We start from the raw sequence: 15,573 nt of genomic DNA, 5'->3' as shown, positions 1-15,573 counted from the left end.
CGGCGAGCGCAGCAAGGAGACGTCATGACCACCCATCCGGACCCGGCCCTGCGCGAGCCGCAGGGCGTGGTGCCGCAGGCCGGCCCGACCGACGACTGGGCGCTGGGCGTGGACACCGTTCCCCGGGCCGCCGACTCGCCGGAGGAGCTTCAGCCGTACGCCGAGCTGGGCCTCCGCGACGACGAGTACGACCGGATCCGGCACATCCTCGGCCGCCGGCCCACCCAGGCCGAGCTGGCCATGTACTCGATCATGTGGAGCGAGCACTGCTCCTACAAGTCGAGCAAGGTGCACCTGCGCCAGTTCGGCGAGAAGGCGCCGCCGAGTGACCGGCTGCTCGCCGGCATCGGGGAGAACGCCGGCGTGGTCCGGGTCTCCGACGAGCTGGCGGTGACCTTCAAGGTCGAGTCGCACAACCACCCGAGCTTCGTCGAGCCGTACCAGGGCGCGGCGACCGGCGTCGGCGGCATCGTCCGCGACATCCTCGCCATGGGCGCCCGCCCGGTCGCCGTGATGGACCCGCTGCGCTTCGGCGCGGCCGACCACCCGGACACCGCCCGGGTACTGCCCGGCGTGGTCGCCGGCGTCGGCGGCTACGGCAACTGCCTGGGCCTGCCCAACATCGGCGGCGAGGTCGTCTTCGACCCCTGCTACCAGGGCAACCCGCTGGTCAACGCGCTCTGCCTGGGCGTGCTGCCGGTCGACCGGCTGCAGAAGAAGGACGCAACCGGCCCCGGCAACATCGTGGTGCTGATGGGCGCCAAGACCGGCCGCGACGGCATCGGCGGAGTGTCCGTGCTCGCCAGCGCCACCTTCGACGAGGGCAGCGAGCAGCGCCGCCCGTCCGTGCAGGTGGGCGACCCCTTCATGGAGAAGCTGCTCATCGAGGCGTGCCTGGAGCTGTACGACGCCGAACTGGTCGTCGGCATCCAGGACCTCGGCGGCGCCGGCCTGACCTGCGCCCTCACCGAGACCGCCGCCTCCGCCGGCACCGGCATGCGGGTCTGGCTGGAGCGCGTGCCGCTGCGCGAGCCGTCGATGGAGCCGCACGAGATCCTGGCCAGCGAGTCCCAGGAGCGGATGCTGCTCGTCGTCTCGCCGGACAAGCTCGACGCCGTGCTGAAGACCGCCGAGAAGTGGGGCGTCTGGGCCACCGCCATCGGCGAGGTCACCGCGCCGTCGGCGGACGGCCAGCCGGGCCGCCTGGTCGTCACCTGGCGCGACCAGCTCGTGGTGGACGTGCCGCCGGGCTCGCTCGTCGACGACGGCCCGGTGTACGCCCGGCCGATGCGCGAGCCGGCCGACCTGATCCTGCTCCAGGCCGACCGCGCCGAGACGCTGCCCCGGCCGAGCACCCCGGAGGCGCTCCGGGAGACCGTGCTGCGCATGATCGCGTCGCCGAACCTGGCCGACAAGACCTGGGTGACCGAGCAGTACGACAGGTACGTGCTCGGCAACACCGTGCTCGCCCAGCCGGAGGACTCCGGCGTGATCCGGATCGACGAGCGCAGCGGCCTGGGTGTCGCGCTCTCCGTCGACGGCAACGGCCGGTACGCCCGCCTCGACCCGTACCACGGGACGAAGCTGGCGCTGGCCGAGGCGTACCGGAACGTGGCGGTGACCGGCGCGAAGCCGATCGCTGTGACCAACTGCCTGAACTTCGGCTCGCCGGAGGACCCGGGCGTGATGTGGCAGTTCGCCGAGGCCGTGCGCGGCCTGGCGGACGGCTGCCTGGAGCTGGGCATCCCGGTGACCGGCGGCAACGTCAGCTTCTACAACCAGACCGGCGCCGCCGCCATCCACCCGACCCCGGTGGTCGGCGTGCTCGGCGTGCTCGACGACGTCGCCGACCGGGTGCCGATGGGCTTCGTGCCGCGCCCGGCCGGCGACCACGACCAGCTCTTCCTGCTGGGCGAGACGCACGTCGAGCTGTCCGGTTCGGAGTGGGCCTGGGTGACGCACGAGCACCTGGGCGGCATCCCGCCGCAGGTCGACCTGGCCCGCGAGCGGCAGCTCGCCGAACTGCTGGCCGAGGCGGCCCGGGTCGGGCACCTCAGCTCCGCGCACGACCTGTCCGACGGCGGCCTGGCGCAGAGCCTGGTCGAGTCGGCTCTGCGCCGCGGCGTGGGCGCCCGGGTCGTGGTGCCGGAGCACTTCGCCGGTGGCTCGATGCCGTTCGTGTTCCTGTTCAGCGAGTCCGCCGGCCGCGTGCTGGTGTCGGTGCCGCGCGGCCACGAGAAGGCGTTCACCGCCCTCTGCGCCGAGCGCGGCGTGCCGTGGGAGTTCATCGGCGTCACCGACCCGGCCTCCGGCGGGCTGGAGGTGCACGGCCAGTTCCGGATCGGCCTGGACGAGCTGCGCGAGGCGCACACCGGTACGCTCCCGCGCCTGTTCGGTGCCGCCGAGGCGGCCCGGGTGGAGGTGGAGGCGACCCGTACCGGCACGACCACTGTGCTTCCGGCCACCGCGGAGCAGCCGGTCGGCGTGGACCCGGCCGCTGTCGACGCCGAGCCGATCGCCAAGGCCGGCCGGGACACTCCGGCGGCCGACGCCGAGGCGTCCGCACCCGCCGCCGCGGCGGAGCCCGAGGCGTCCGCTGCGGCGTCCGACGAGGCCGAGCCGGCCGAGGGTACGGCGACGCCGGCAGTCGACGGAACCCCGGCCCAGGACGAGTCGGCGCCCGCCGACGGGTCCGACGGTCCGGCTCCCGGTGAGCCGGCGCCGGGTCAGCGCTGAGGCGCTGGCCTTGGCCGTCTTCGCCCAACCCGGCGCCGGTGTCCGGTTCGACTGGGGACTGACCGGGGCGGCGGAACTCGGCCGGGTCTGTGCCGCCCTGGTGGTGGTGGACGTGCTGTCGTTCACCACCGCCGTGGAGGTGGCGGTGAGCCGCGGCATGCGGGTGCACCCGTTCCCGTGGGGCGAGCAGGCCGCCGACTACGCCCGCCGGGTGGGGGCCGTGGCCGCTGTGGGCCGCCGGAAGACGACTGCGGAGCACCAGTGGTCGCTGTCCCCGGCGGCGCTGCGGGCCGCGCCGGTCGTCGCCGACCTGGTGCTGCCGTCACCCAACGGTTCGGCGATCAGCGCCGCTGCGAGCGCCACCGGAGTGCCGGTGGTCGCGGCGTGCCTGCGTAACGCACCCGCCGTCGGGCGCTGGCTGCGCGCCGAGGGGTACGGCTCGAAGGACGCACCCGTGGGCGTGGTGGCGGCCGGGGAGCGCTGGCCCGACGGGTCGCTCCGGCCGTGCGTGGAGGACCAGCTCGGTGCGGCCTGCGTGCTCGACGCGCTCGCCGATGTGCCAGGCGGGCTCTCGGTGGAGGCCGCGATGGCGCTCGCCGCGCTGGCGAGCACGCCGGACGTGCCGGCAGCGGTCCGGGGATGCGTCTCCGGGCGGGAACTCGCCGAGGGCGGCTTCGCCGAGGACGTCACGGTCGCGACCGAGGTGGGCGTCTCCGACGTGGTGCCGGTGCTCCGCCAGGGCTACTTCGCCCCCGCCTGAGCACCGCTTCTGCTCCCGTCCTGCGGGGCCCGCTGACGACTGTGGCCGCCCGCTGTTGGCGGGCGGCCACAGTTCTCACGTCTGGTGTCTGTCAGTCGTCCAGCCAGTCGAGGCGTCGTCCGCTCCGGTCCGCCTGCCCATCCGGGCGGGCGCGACCCGCCTGCGCCGGGTCGTTGGAGTAGCCGTTGTCGTAGCCGCCCCCGCGCTGCTGCGGCGGCTCCTGGCCGTAACCGCCCTGCTGGCCGTAACCGCCCTGCGGGTTCTGACCGTAGCCCTCGCCGTATCCGCCGCCCTGCTGGCCGTAGCCGCCCGCCTGGTGACCGCCGTCGTAGCCGCCACCGGCGTTGCCGTAGCCGCCGGCCGGCGCGTCGCCGTATCCGCCCTGCTGACGAGTGCTGTCGTAGCCACCTGTCGCGCCGCTGTCGTAACCCCCGGCGCCCTTGTCGTAGCCACCCTGGGACCGGCTGTCGTAGCCGCCGGCGGGGTTGTCGTAGCCGCCCGCGGGCGCGTCGCCGTATCCGCCCTGCTGGCGGGTGCTGTCGTAGCCGCCGGCCGGGGCGTCGCCGTAGCCACCGGCGGGGGCGTTGTCGTACCCACCGGCCGGTGCGTCGCCGTAGCCGCCGCCCGCCGCGCGACCGCCGCCGTAGGCCGGGGCGTCGCCGTACCCGCCGGTCGGGTTGTCGCCGTAGCCACCGCCCGCGGCGTTGCCGTAGGCGCCGGTGGGCTCGCCGTATCCGCCCTGCTGGCGGGTGCTGTCGTAGCCGCCGGTCGCGCCGTTGTCGTAGCCGCCCGACGCGGCGCCGTAGCCACCGGCCGCGCCGTAACCGTCGCCCTGCTCCGGGCCACGGCCGTACGGGGCCGAGCCGGCCTGGTCGTAGCCGCCGCGGTCCTGCTCCGGCTGGTAGGTGCTGGTCGGGTACGGGTCGGCCGCCGGCGCGTACTGCGTGCTGTCACCGGTGTAGCGGCCGGTGGGCTCGTCGAAGCGCTCGTTGCCGTAGCCGCCGCCCTGGGCCGCGTAGCCGGCCGCCCCAGCAGCGGCACCTGCGGCGTAGTCCGGGTTGCCGTAGCCGGCACCGGAGGAGGGTCCGTTGCCGTAGCCGCCGCCCGAGGAGGGCGCGTTGCCGTAGCCGCCCGCGCCGCCGTAACCGCCCTGGCCCGCTGCGTCGTCGCCGTAGCCGTAGCCGCCCTGGCCGCCGCCCGCGCCGTACGCCGGGCCGGGCGGCGCGCCGTACGGGTCCGGCGGGACGTCGTCCACGACCGGCCGCTGGAGCATGGTGGGGGCGTCGCTGATCGAGGGGCCGCCGACCATCGTCGCGGCCGGGGCGCCCATGCCGTTCACCACGCGGGTCTGGTCGTCGGTGCCGTGGTACGCGCCCCGGGCCGCCGGGATCGCACCGGCCGCGCCGGGACCACCCGGACCGGCCGGCCCACCCGGACCGTCGCCGTCACCGTCGTCGCCCTCGTTCTTGCGGCGCATGTAGAGCAGCACGATGGTGCCCACGCCGACGGCGACGAACAGGCCGCCGAGCAGGATGAGCAGCCAGGAGCCGAAGCCGCCGGAGTCCTCGTTCGCGGCCGGCTGCTGCGCGGCGGGCGCCTCGGCCGACGGGGTGTCGGTCGCCTCCTCGTCGAGCGGCTCCTCGGACGGCGGGGCGGACTCACTCGCCGACGGGGTGGCGCTCGGGCTCGCCGACGCCTTCACCTGGATGCTGAGCCGGACGCCGGTGACCGACTGGCCGGCGTTCGCGTTGATCGACCGGGCGACCGGCGAGGCGCCGTCGGTGGAGGCGCCGAGGTCGATCCGGCCGGGCGCGATCGGGTTGGACTCGGAGCCGCTGAAGCTGAAGTTGCCGTTACCACTGGTGTTGGTGCGGCGTTCCTTGCCCGCGCTGTCGCGGAGCATGACGAGGGCGCCCTCGATCGGATCGCCGTCGGCGTTGACCACCTTGCCCGAGACCGTCTTGACGGTCTGCGGCTGCTGCGGCGTGGGCGGGGCGGCAGCCCTCACGGTTACCCGGAGCGGACGCTCGCTGCCGCCCACCTTGATCGTCGCCTGCCCGTTACCCGCAGGTGCGTCAGGGGTTGCCGACAGAGTGAGCTGGACATCCTTTTCCTGCTCGCCATTGAAGGCGATTGGACCGCAGCCGCCGCAATTGACGCCGTCGGGAAGGTTGACTACGTCAATGTCGGCAGACGTCTCACCGTTGCCCAAACGCACCTTGACCGTGACCGGACTGCCTTGACCGGCATTCACCGTCACGGAGTTGGTGGCGGTGACGATCTGTGCTGCGAAGGCGGGAGCTGCGGGGACGGTGAGCAGGGCGCCGAAGACCAGCGCTACGACCACACCGGCCCGCTGCTTCCAGGCACGTCGGTGTGTTGACACGTCCACCGCCTTCCGGGTCTGATCCCCCCGTCGGCCGCTCGGCCGAGGTTGATCACTCACGGTACGAATAACGCCGTCGGCAACTATGCCTTGTCTGACCGGATCATCTCTACCCAGGGCCGCCGTCGGGCGGCCTTCTGCCGGGTCGTATCGTCCCGTCGTGTCCTCTCCGCACGCTTATTCCGAAGCGGTACGCGCCGCACTGGTGGCGCTGGACGAGGGGCGTACGCCCGAACGGCCGGTGCTCCGGGAGGCGGTCCGGACGCTCTTGGCTGCCCTCGCGGATCGCGCCCCCGGCCGATCGGTGGAGGTGCGCGTCCCACCCTACGGTGCGGTCCAGTGCGTGAGTGGTCCACGACACACCCGTGGTACGCCGCCGAACGTGGTGGAGATGGACCCGCCGACCTGGCTGGCGGTCGCCACCGGGCGCCAGGGATGGGCGGAAACGGTCACCGAGGGTCGCATCCGGGTTTCCGGGAACCGGGCTGACCTCTCCCCGTACCTCCCGATTTAGGCGTCGAGCAGGGCAAACTCTGCTCACGCTGAGCAGACGCTTCGTGACTGTCGGTGTCGACTGCTGGTCGCGTACACTGAGAGCCGACGACGGTCCCGGCCCATGCGTGCGGAGCTGCCCCCCTGACTCCGCCAGGCCAGTCCAGACCCCACTGCGAGGGAGCGGCAGGTGCCCCGAGGCGATGGCCGGCTGAGCCACGACCTTGACCCCCAGCGACCCGGCCCACAGGACGCGTGCGGCGTCTTCGGCGTCTGGGCGCCGGGTGAAGAGGTCGCCAACCTCACCTACTTCGGGCTCTACGCCCTCCAGCACCGCGGTCAGGAGGCCGCGGGCATCGCGGTGAGTGACGGCTCCGGTGTCGTGGTCTACAAGGATCTCGGCCTGGTCGCCCAGGTGTTCGACGAGCCGACGCTGGCGAGCCTGCGCGGGCACGTCGCGATCGGGCACGCGCGCTACTCCACCACCGGCGGCTCGACCTGGGAGAACGCCCAGCCGACCATCCGTGCCACGACCGCCGGCACCACGATCGCGCTGGCGCACAACGGCAACCTGGTCAACACCGCCGAGTTGCAGCGCGAGGCCGCCGTGCGAGGGCTCGACTCGGACGGCTCGACGAACGACACCTCGCTGGTCACCATGCTGCTGGCGAGCCGGCCCGACCTGTCGGTCGAGGCGGCCGCGCTGGAGGTGCTGCCGCAGCTGCGCGGCGCGTTCAGCTTCGTCTTCATGGACGAGTCGACGCTCTACGCGGCGCGCGACGCGCACGGCGTACGCCCGCTGGTGCTCGGCCGGCTCGAACGCGGCTGGGTGGTGGCGAGCGAGACCGCCGCGCTGGACATCGTCGGCGCGAGCGTGGTGCGCGAGGTCGAGCCGGGCGAGCTGATCGCCATCGACGAGAACGGGCTGCGTTCCAGCCGGTTCGCCTCGCCCGAGCCCAAGGGCTGTCTCTTCGAGTACGTGTACATCGCCCGGCCGGACGCCACCATCGCCGGCCGCAACGTGCACGCCGCGCGGGTGCAGATCGGCCGCCAGCTCGCCAAGGAGCATCCGGTCGAGGCCGACCTGGTGATCCCGGTGCCGGAGTCCGGCACGCCGGCCGCGATCGGCTACGCCGAGGAATCAGGCATCACGTACGGCCAGGGCCTGATGAAGAACCCGTACGTCGGTCGCACGTTCATCCAGCCCTCGCAGACGCTGCGCGCGCTCGGCGTCCGGCTGAAGCTGAACCCGCTGCGGCAGAACGTACGCGGCAAGCGCCTGGTGGTGGTGGACGACTCGATCGTGCGGGGCACCACCCAGCGGGCGATCGTCCGGCTGCTGCGCGAGGCGGGCGCGCTGGAGGTCCACGTCCGGATCTCCTCGCCGCCGGTGAGCTGGCCCTGCTTCTACGGCATCGACTTCGCCACCCGCGCCGAGCTGCTCGCGAACGGGCTCGACAACGACGGCATCCGGCGGTCCATCGGCGCCGACTCGCTCGGTTACGTATCGCTGCCCGGTCTCATCGCCGCGACCGAGCAGCCGAAGAGCCGGCTCTGCCGGGCGTGCTTCGATGGGGAGTACCCGATCGAACTGCCGGCCGGGAACCTGATCGGCAAGCACGTGCTCGAAGGAGTGGGACGCCGGGTCGCCGCCGAGGCGGCCGGGCCGACCGGTCCGCTCGTCGCCACACCGACCCACCACCCGTAGCACCACCGACGCGGGTCCGGCCGCTCCGGGCCCGCGGGAACCACAAAGGGGAGAACCGTGACGCACGTGTCCGAGCGCAGCGGCGCAGGATCCAGCCCGACGGGCGCCGGCGGCGACCGCCAGCCCTGGTCGGCGGGTTCCGGCCGGACGCAGCGCAAACGCTCGGTCTCGTACGCCGACGCCGGGGTGTCGATCGAGGCGGGCGACCGCGCGGTCGAGCTGCTCAAGTCGAAGGTCAAGGAGACCCGGCGCCCCGAGGTCATGGGTGACCTGGGCGGCTTCGCCGGCCTGTTCCGGCTGGACACGAAGAAGTACAAGAACCCGATCCTGGCCTCCTCGACCGACGGCGTGGGCACCAAGCTGGTGATCGCCCAGCAGCTCGACATCCACGACACGGTCGGCATCGACCTGGTCGCCATGGTCGTCGACGACCTGGTGGCCTGCGGCGCCGAGCCGCTGTTCCTGCTCGACTACATCGCCACCGGCGAGGTCGTGCCGGACAAGGTCGCCGAGATCGGCGCGGGCATCGCGGACGGCTGCCGGTACGCCGGCTGCGCGCTGCTGGGTGGCGAGACCGCCGAGCACCCGGGCGTGCTGCGCCCCGACGAGTACGACATCTCGGCCACCGGCGTCGGCGTGGTGGAGGAGAGCGAGATCCTCAGCCCGGAGCGGGTCGAGGTGGGCGACGTGGTGATCGCCATGCGCTCGTCCGGCCTGCACTCGAACGGCTACTCCCTGGTCCGGCACGTGCTGCTCGGCGCCGGCCGGATGCGGCTGGACGTGGTGATCGACGACTTCGGCCGTCAGCGGACGCTCGGCGAGGAGCTGCTCACCCCGACCAAGGTCTACGCACAGGACTGCCTCAAGCTGATCGCCGAGGCCGAGGTGCGGGCGCTGGCCCACGTCACCGGCGGCGGCATCCCCGGCAATCTGGTCCGGGTGCTGCCCGAGCACGTCGACGCCGTGGTGAACCGCTCCACCTGGAAGCCGCAGCCGATCTTCGACCTGATCCAGTCCAAGGGCCGGATCGAGGACCCGGAGATGGAGGCGACCTTCAACATGGGCGTCGGCATGTTCGCGATCGTCTCCGCCGAGGACGCCGACCGCGCGCTGGCCACCCTGACCGGCCGGGGTGTGGACGCCTGGCAGGCCGGCGAGATCATCGAGGGGTCCGGCAACGTGCAGATGGTCGGGCAGCACACCCGAGGCTGATCACCCTGCGCCGATCGGCCGGGCACGTGATCGGGGGTTCACCCGAGCGGTCGCCGCGGCCTAGCCTGGAGGTTCGGTTTTCAGGCAGGCGGGGGAGGTGCTGATGGCTGCGCGCACGCCCGGAGGGATGCGGGGCATCTCTGCCGTCCCGTCGTACGTGGTGATGCAGCCGACGACGCTGTGCAACCTCGACTGCGCCTACTGCTACCTCCCCTTCCGGGCGGTCGACAGGCGGATGCCGGTGGCCGTCGCCGAGGCGGTGGCGGCGTCGGTGAACCCGTGGGCGGCGGGCGGTCGATTCTCCGTGGTCTGGCACGGCGGGGAGCCGCTCGCTGCGGGCCGGGAGCACCTGGCCGCGCTGCTGGCGCCGTTCGGGCCCGACGTCGAGCACCACGTGCAGACGAACGCCACCCTGATCGACGACGCCTGGTGCGCGTTCTTCGCCGAGCACCGGGTGCGGGTCAGCATCAGCGTGGACGGGCCGCGGGCGCGCAACGGCGAGCGGGTCACCCGGGGCGGGCGGCCCGCGTACGACCGGATCGTGGCGGGTGTGGCGGCGCTGCGCCGCCACGGCCTGCCGTTCTCGGCGCTCGCGGTGGTCTCGCGGCCGGAACCGGGCCTGGCGACCGAGCTGTACGACTACTTCCTCGACCTGGGCTGCGACGTGCTCGGCGTCAACATCGAGGAGACCGAGGGCGTCAACACCCGGACGAACGCGCGCGACGAGGGCGCGGTCACCGGGTTCTGGGCCGAACTGGTGGCGGCCTGGCGCCGGGATCCCCGGATCCACCTGCGTGAGGTGGAGTGGTCGCTGCGGTACGCGGGCGCGGTCCTGGCCGGCACCGCCGACGACCTGCTACCCCGGAGCCTCGACCCGATCCCGACGGTCGGGCACGACGGCTCGGTGGTGGTGCTCTCGCCGGAGCTGGCCGGCTTCACCGACCCCCGGTACGGCGACTTCGCCAGCGGGAACGTGCTGACCACGCCGCTGGGCGACATCCTCGCGGGCGCGGCCGGTACGCCGTGGGTGGGCGAGTTCCTCACCGGCGTGGAGGCGTGCCGGGCGTCCTGCGCGTACTTCGGGTTCTGTGGCGGCGGGCACGCCGCCAACCGCTACTTCGAGCTGGGGCGTTTCGACGGTACGGAGACCGAGCACTGCCGTAACAGCAAGATCCGCCTACTGGAGGGAGTGTTGGAGCATGCCCGAGACCATCAGTGACACCGACCGGGAGGCGGTCGCCGACCGGGTGCGGGACGCCGCTGCGGGGCTTACCGCTCTGCTTCGGGAGGCGGAGGCGGCGCGGCTGCTGCGGGCGGAGGTGTCGGGCGGCGACGGCGCCGACGCGGTGTGCGCGTGGAACCATTTCGAGAACATCCCGACGTTCTACAACTGGAACAACCGGCCACGCTGAGGGAACGGTTCCGCGATCAAGGACCTGCCGGCGCGTCGGAGCGGGCGCCCCGGAGCGCCGGCAGGTCCCTGATCGTCGGTCGTACGCCGGCTCAGCAGAGCACATGCGTGAGCACGCGGGGGTTACCGCGTGCTCAGATGTGACCGGAGGTCAGCGGGTCGGACGAGCCCAGGTGTCCGGGTCGTCGTCCGCGTGGTCCTCGTCATCGTCGTCGACATACTCTTTGTAGTCGTCGTCGAAGTTGTGCTCAGACTTTCCACTACCCGCCAGTTCGCGCTGCAAGGCGGTTAGGTCGGTGTTCGGGGAGTGGTACTTCAACTCCCGGGCCACCTTCGTCTGCTTGGCCTTAGCACGGCCGCGCCCCATGGCTCGACCCCCTCGCACAGAATGCGGGGCAGCCCGAAGGCGGGCCCCGATGACGTCAGGCATCTCTCGTGGCTCTTACGGTACATGGGGATGCCATCGTTCGGCACCTCGGGTCACCGTCGACCGGACCTGCGCGTCGCAGTGGTCCAGCCGTCACAAAGTGTACCGGGTAAGGGGTAAGCCCCGGGGCTGGCCATGACACCGGACATACCGGTACTAACGAGCCCGAGAATCAGCTTAACGCGCGCCGCCTCCGGGGGTGGAGCGCCGCCCCGCCCCCGGAGGTGAGCTTCACCGCAGATGGATCGTGCGCAGCCGGCCGACCTCGGCCATCCGCCGCTCGGCGAGCCGGTCCGCGGCGACCGCCGGCGGCACGCCCTCGTCGTCGGCGAGCTGGAGGATCTGCCGGGTGGTGTCGAAGATCCGGGTCGCGCGCAGCTTGGCCCGGTCGAAGTTGAAGCCCTCGATCTCGTCGGCCACCTGGATCACGCCACCGGCGTTCACCACGTAGTCCGGCGTGTAGAGGATGCCCCGATCCGCGAGCACCTTCTCGATGCCCGGGTGGGCGAGCTGGTTGTTCGCCGCCCCGGTGACCACCTTCGCCCGCAGCACCGGCACGGTGTCGTCGTTCAGCGCGCCGCCGAGCGCGCACGGGGCGTACACGTCGATGTCGGAGGTGACCAGCGCCTCGGTGTCGTCGACCAGGGTGACCTGCGGGTGGGTGGTGCGTGCCCACTCCAGGGCGCGCGGGCTGACGTCGGTCGCCACGACCTCGGCGCCGTCGTCGAGCAGGTGGGCGGTCAGGTACTTGCCGACCTTGCCCAGCCCGGCCACGCCGACCCGGCGCCCGGCCAGCGTCGGGCTGCCCCAGACGTGCTCGGCGGCGGCCCGCATGCCCTGGAACACGCCCCAGGCGGTGAGGATCGAGGAGTCGCCCGCGCCGCCGTGCTCCACGCTGCGGCCGGTCACGTAGCGGGTCTCCCGGGCGATCACGTCCATGTCCGCCACGTAGGTGCCCACGTCGCAGGCGGTGTAGTAGCGGCCGTTCAGCGACTCGACGAAGCGGCCGTACGCGCGCAGCAGCGCCTCGCTCTTGATCTGCTCGGGGTCACCCCAGATGACCGCCTTGCCGCCACCGAGGTCGAGGTTCGCCAGGGCGTTCTTGTAGGCCATGCCGCGGGAGAGGTCGAGCACGTCGGCGAGGGCCTCGGCCTCGCTGGCGTACGGGTAGAACCGGGTGCCGCCGAGCGCGGGGCCCAGCGCGGTCGAGTAGATCCCGATGATCGCCTTCAGGCCGGACTGCTTGTCCTGGCAGAACACGACCTGCTCATGCCCCGTGGAGACGGGGTCGTCGGTACTGGCGAATACGCCCATGGCTGACTCCTGTGTCGGTGTGCGCCCTTGTGGGGCGCGGAACCCGGGTGGCACGCCGGCGGGATGCTGCCGGTGTCGTTGAGCCTAATATCGGCCCGAACCGTACTGTCGCGCATGTCACGCCACGGGCCCGAGGGCGGCGACGGGCGGTCCCGTCTCGTGGGAGGATCGCGCCGTGCCGTCGCTCTTCGCTTCATACCTGCGCGTGTACGAGCCGCTGACCGCCTTCGACCGGGACCGGCAGTCGTACTGGCGCCGGTACGTCAGCGAGGGCCGCGCGATCGCCCCGCTGGAGGGACCGGTACGGCAGCGGACGGCGGTGATCGAGGCGCTCGGCGCCGGCTGGACCCGGCTGCCCGACCTGCCCGACGAGGCGTACGTCCTGGAGTCCGACGACGCGCTGCTGGTCTGCCCCTGGAACCTGCGTATCCGGGTCGCCGAGGCGGCGCTGAGCGCCCGCGACGGCGTGCCCTCGGTGCTGGCCGACGCGTTCGTGCCGCCGGTGCTCGCCGGGCAGGCCAAGGCCGTGGTGGAGGACTGGCGCAGCGGCGCCCGGGTGCTGGAGCACGGGGTGCCCCGGGTGCACGAGCAGATCGCCACCTGGGGCGTGCCCCTGCGCTGGTTCGTGCTGTTCGAGGCCGGCGAGCGGCACCTGGTCACCGAGCCGGAGCGGCGGGCGCTGCGCTACCGCACCGAGATCTCCAAGGCGCGCCGCCGGGCGTCCCGGGCGCTGTCGGTGCTGCGCAAGTCGATCGGCGAGGCGCCCATCACCGAGGCGGTCGAGGAGGCGGCCCGGTGGCTGGAGGAGTTCCACCCGCGCTCGGTGGTCGAGCTGGACTACGGCGGCCTGGTGCAACTGCTGCCGGACGAGACGCTCGAAGCCGACGACTCGACCGAGCTGGTGGCCACCGGACTGTCCGGACTGGGTCGGGGCGAGGCCGAGGAGGCGTCCGCCGCGTACGACAAGCTGGTCGCCCGCTGGCGCGCGGTGCAGCTGCTCGAACGGTGCAACTGACGCCCGGTTTGCCCTGCTAAGTGGCCTTGGACACGAGAGTGTCTCGTAGTTGATGCGTCACGAACCGTGATCATGAGTCCGAATAAGGTAGTTTCTGCGGCATAAAAGTCGTAAAAATCGGGCATGCTTCATCCGTCCGTCTAGGGACCTTCAGCCGTTCGGCCCATGTCGGACATCGGGGACTAGCCGGACCATGGGAGACGCGTCGGCCGGCGGGACCCCGGCCGATGTCTATACATGTGGAGGAGTGACCCCGATGGCATCGCGAACGCACGAACCTGAGCCGCTACTCACACCGGCCGAGGTGGCGTCGATGTTCCGTGTCGACCCGAAGACGGTGACCCGGTGGGCCAAGGCTGGCAAGCTCAGTGCCATCCGGACCCTGGGCGGCCATCGCCGCTACCGCGAGTCGGAGGTTCGGGCCCTGCTGCAGGGGCAGATCCCCCAGCAGCGCCAGGGAGACTGACGAACCGGCGTTCTCCGGCGTTCCGATCAAGGGCGGTGCCGTCGCGGCGCCGCCCTTGATCGTGTCCGGGCTCAGTCGCGCCCCGGACCGTCCAGCACGATCCGCAGCCCCACAGTGCCGCGCTCACCCCGGCGCAGTCGGCTGCCCAGCAGGCTCAGCCGCCCGATCAGCCGGTACTTCTGCTTGAGCAGCCCTCGGACCCGGTTCGTGCTCTCCGGGTCGGCGATCGTCGCGTGACCCGGCACCGCCTCGCCGTGCGGCCGGCCGCGCACGTCGCACGGGGCCACCGTCACCCGGCCGTCGCGCCTGATGCGCTTCACCTTGCCGGAGTCGGCCACCGTCCACACCGCCAGCCCGTCGCCGTCGCGTACCGCCCACACCGGAGTCGGCACCGCCCGGCCGTCCTTGCGGAACGTGGTGAGCAGGACGTACTTCTCCGCCGCCAGGCGGTCCAGGTCGGTCACGCCGCCAAGGATACGGCGGCGACGGAGCCGCCGACCCCCGGATAGCGTTGCGGGCATGACCGGGGAACCCGAGATCGGCGACGTGTTCGGCGAGATGATCCGCGACGCGTACGCGGTCGCCACCGGGATCGGACCGCGCCCGATGGCCGGCGGTCGCCTGCCCCGCCCGGTCATCGAGATCATCGAGCGCGACGACGGGCTGGTCAACGGCGCGCCCGCCGAGCACTACCTGAACCCGCCGCAGCGGTGGCAGCCGCACGACCATCGGGCCGTGGACCGGGTACGCGGGCACGTGCTCGACGTCGGCGTCGGCGCCGGCCGGATCGCGCTGCACCTCCAGGACCGGGGCGTACCGGTCACCGGACTGGACACCTCGCTCGGGGCGCTGCGGGTCAGCCGCCACCGGGGCGTACGCGACCTGGTGCACGGCACAGTCGACGAGCACGCCGCCGACGGCCGCCGGTACGACACGTTCCTGCTGCTCGGCAACAACCTGGGACTGTTCGAGGGGCGGGAACGCGCCCCGGCGATGCTCGCGGCGCTCGCCGCGCTGGCCCGTCCCGGCGCCCGGGTGATCGCCCACGGCACCGACCCGTACGGGACCACCGACCCGGTGCACACCGCCTACCACGAGCGCAACCGCCGGCGGGGCCGGATCGGCGGGCAACTACGGCTGCGGCTGCGCTACCGGCTGCTCGGCACCGACTGGTTCGACTACCTGGTCTGCTCGCCCGAGGAGTTCGCCGAGCTGGTCCACGGCTCACAGTGGCGACTGACCGACGTGGACGACACCGACCACCCCTACTACCTCGCCACCTTGGAGCTGCGGCGTTAGGAAGGGCCCCTTTCAAGCGCCTAGGCGTTAAGAAGGGGCCCTTCCTTACGTGCTCAGACCTGGACGGTGGGGGTGGTCTGCTCCGGGGGCAGCCCGCCGTCGCCGTCGACCACCTCGTCCGGCGTGCCGTCCTCGTCGATGTCCACCATGGTGATGTCCACCTTGCCGTCACCGTCGGTGTCGAACTGGAACAGGTCGGCCTTGCCGTCGCCGTCGGTGTCCACCACCCAGACGTCGGTCTTGCCGTCGTTGTTGGTGTCCGCACGGAGCAGGTCCACCCGCTCGTCGCCGCGGGTCTCGACCGTCTCGGTGCTCTCCGCGCTCTCCGGTGCCTGGCTCATCTCGTT

Annotated in this window: 15 protein-coding genes; 10 read left to right on the top strand and 5 right to left on the bottom strand. The window is 72.5% G+C overall.

From position 1 onward, the window contains the following. Positions 1 to 24: 24 nt before the first annotated feature. Entirely contained in the window at positions 25 to 2,736 is a 2,712-nt protein-coding gene (purL, locus tag FHX31_RS29040; protein ID WP_030273405.1) for a phosphoribosylformylglycinamidine synthase subunit PurL, read from the top strand. 10 nt (positions 2,737 to 2,746) lie between these two features. Continuing rightward, positions 2,747 to 3,496: a 2-phosphosulfolactate phosphatase gene (locus FHX31_RS29035; protein WP_114921173.1), complete on the top strand. Its 750-nt coding sequence runs from the start codon at positions 2,747 to 2,749 to the stop codon at positions 3,494 to 3,496. 91 nt (positions 3,497 to 3,587) lie between these two features. On the opposite strand, the gene FHX31_RS29030 is transcribed toward FHX31_RS29035, so the two are convergent. Further along, positions 3,588 to 5,882 carry a carboxypeptidase-like regulatory domain-containing protein gene (locus tag FHX31_RS29030; protein ID WP_184977511.1) on the bottom strand — a complete coding sequence of 765 codons (2,295 nt, stop codon included), beginning with the start codon at positions 5,880 to 5,882 and terminating at the stop codon, positions 3,588 to 3,590. 160 nt (positions 5,883 to 6,042) lie between these two features. Here FHX31_RS29030 and FHX31_RS29025 point away from each other — a divergent pair, with 160 nt between their 5' ends. From FHX31_RS29025 to amcA, 5 genes are all read left to right on the top strand, one after another. Next, on the top strand, positions 6,043 to 6,396 hold the full coding sequence (locus FHX31_RS29025; RefSeq protein WP_041798746.1) for a sterol carrier family protein: 354 nt from the start codon (positions 6,043 to 6,045) through the stop codon (positions 6,394 to 6,396). A gap of 168 nt (positions 6,397 to 6,564) precedes the next feature. After that, complete coding sequence (gene purF / locus FHX31_RS29020) at positions 6,565 to 8,082, top strand: amidophosphoribosyltransferase (protein ID WP_013283425.1); 1,518 nt, start codon at positions 6,565 to 6,567, stop codon at positions 8,080 to 8,082. Positions 8,083 to 8,139: 57 nt separating this feature from the next. Beyond that, entirely contained in the window at positions 8,140 to 9,294 is a 1,155-nt protein-coding gene (gene purM / locus FHX31_RS29015) for a phosphoribosylformylglycinamidine cyclo-ligase (protein ID WP_184977510.1), read from the top strand. 127 nt (positions 9,295 to 9,421) lie between these two features. Beyond that, positions 9,422 to 10,513, top strand: coding sequence for a cyclophane-forming radical SAM peptide maturase AmcB (gene amcB, locus FHX31_RS29010; protein ID WP_174361756.1), 1,092 nt, complete (start codon positions 9,422 to 9,424; stop codon positions 10,511 to 10,513). Continuing rightward, a complete protein-coding gene (gene amcA, locus FHX31_RS29005) occupies positions 10,494 to 10,706 on the top strand; it encodes a multiple cyclophane-containing RiPP AmcA (RefSeq protein WP_013283428.1) in 213 nt (70 codons plus the stop codon). The genes amcB and amcA overlap by 20 nt, the downstream gene beginning before the upstream one ends. Before the next feature lie 150 nt (positions 10,707 to 10,856). Here amcA and FHX31_RS29000 read toward each other — a convergent pair whose 3' ends face one another. Both FHX31_RS29000 and FHX31_RS28995 read right to left on the bottom strand, forming a co-directional pair. Next, positions 10,857 to 11,072, bottom strand: a complete 216-nt coding sequence (locus FHX31_RS29000; protein ID WP_013283429.1) for a DUF3073 domain-containing protein — start codon at positions 11,070 to 11,072, stop codon at positions 10,857 to 10,859. A 291-nt stretch (positions 11,073 to 11,363) separates the two neighbouring features. Continuing rightward, positions 11,364 to 12,446: a Glu/Leu/Phe/Val family dehydrogenase gene (locus FHX31_RS28995; RefSeq protein WP_047891887.1), complete on the bottom strand. Its 1,083-nt coding sequence runs from the start codon at positions 12,444 to 12,446 to the stop codon at positions 11,364 to 11,366. A gap of 175 nt (positions 12,447 to 12,621) precedes the next feature. On the opposite strand from FHX31_RS28995, the gene FHX31_RS28990 reads away from it, so the two are divergent. Continuing rightward, on the top strand, positions 12,622 to 13,461 hold the full coding sequence (locus tag FHX31_RS28990; RefSeq protein ID WP_013283431.1) for a DUF8083 family protein: 840 nt from the start codon (positions 12,622 to 12,624) through the stop codon (positions 13,459 to 13,461). A 256-nt stretch (positions 13,462 to 13,717) separates the two neighbouring features. Continuing rightward, positions 13,718 to 13,927, top strand: coding sequence for a BldC family transcriptional regulator (locus tag FHX31_RS28985; RefSeq protein WP_007073996.1), 210 nt, complete (start codon positions 13,718 to 13,720; stop codon positions 13,925 to 13,927). A 71-nt stretch (positions 13,928 to 13,998) separates the two neighbouring features. On the opposite strand, the gene FHX31_RS28980 is transcribed toward FHX31_RS28985, so the two are convergent. Further along, a complete protein-coding gene (locus FHX31_RS28980; protein WP_123110263.1) occupies positions 13,999 to 14,391 on the bottom strand; it encodes a PPOX class F420-dependent oxidoreductase in 393 nt (130 codons plus the stop codon). A gap of 55 nt (positions 14,392 to 14,446) precedes the next feature. On the opposite strand from FHX31_RS28980, the gene FHX31_RS28975 reads away from it, so the two are divergent. Further along, on the top strand, positions 14,447 to 15,226 hold the full coding sequence (locus FHX31_RS28975) for a class I SAM-dependent methyltransferase (protein ID WP_184977509.1): 780 nt from the start codon (positions 14,447 to 14,449) through the stop codon (positions 15,224 to 15,226). A 53-nt stretch (positions 15,227 to 15,279) separates the two neighbouring features. Here FHX31_RS28975 and FHX31_RS28970 read toward each other — a convergent pair whose 3' ends face one another. Next, entirely contained in the window at positions 15,280 to 15,567 is a 288-nt protein-coding gene (locus FHX31_RS28970) for a hypothetical protein (RefSeq protein WP_013283434.1), read from the bottom strand. Positions 15,568 to 15,573: the final 6 nt, after the last annotated feature.

It is taken from the genome of Micromonospora sp. CNZ286, assembly GCF_014207755.1.
The sequence above is the reverse complement of the archived record's forward strand: the minus strand, read 5'-3'. Positions and strand labels throughout refer to the sequence as shown.

What these genes read in the sequence shown, in the direction of transcription:
- purL (WP_030273405.1), top strand. Translation starts at nt 25, where the DNA reads ATGACCACCCATCCGGACCCGGCCCTGCGCGAGCCGCAGGGCGTGGTG.
- amcB (WP_174361756.1), top strand. Translation starts at nt 9,422, where the DNA reads ATGCGGGGCATCTCTGCCGTCCCGTCGTACGTGGTGATGCAGCCGACG.
- amcA (WP_013283428.1), top strand. Translation starts at nt 10,494, where the DNA reads ATGCCCGAGACCATCAGTGACACCGACCGGGAGGCGGTCGCCGACCGG.
- FHX31_RS29000 (WP_013283429.1), bottom strand. Translation starts at nt 11,072, where the DNA reads ATGGGGCGCGGCCGTGCTAAGGCCAAGCAGACGAAGGTGGCCCGGGAG.
- FHX31_RS28995 (WP_047891887.1), bottom strand. Translation starts at nt 12,446, where the DNA reads ATGGGCGTATTCGCCAGTACCGACGACCCCGTCTCCACGGGGCATGAG.
- FHX31_RS28985 (WP_007073996.1), top strand. Translation starts at nt 13,718, where the DNA reads ATGGCATCGCGAACGCACGAACCTGAGCCGCTACTCACACCGGCCGAG.
- FHX31_RS28975 (WP_184977509.1), top strand. Translation starts at nt 14,447, where the DNA reads ATGACCGGGGAACCCGAGATCGGCGACGTGTTCGGCGAGATGATCCGC.
- FHX31_RS28970 (WP_013283434.1), bottom strand. Translation starts at nt 15,567, where the DNA reads ATGAGCCAGGCACCGGAGAGCGCGGAGAGCACCGAGACGGTCGAGACC.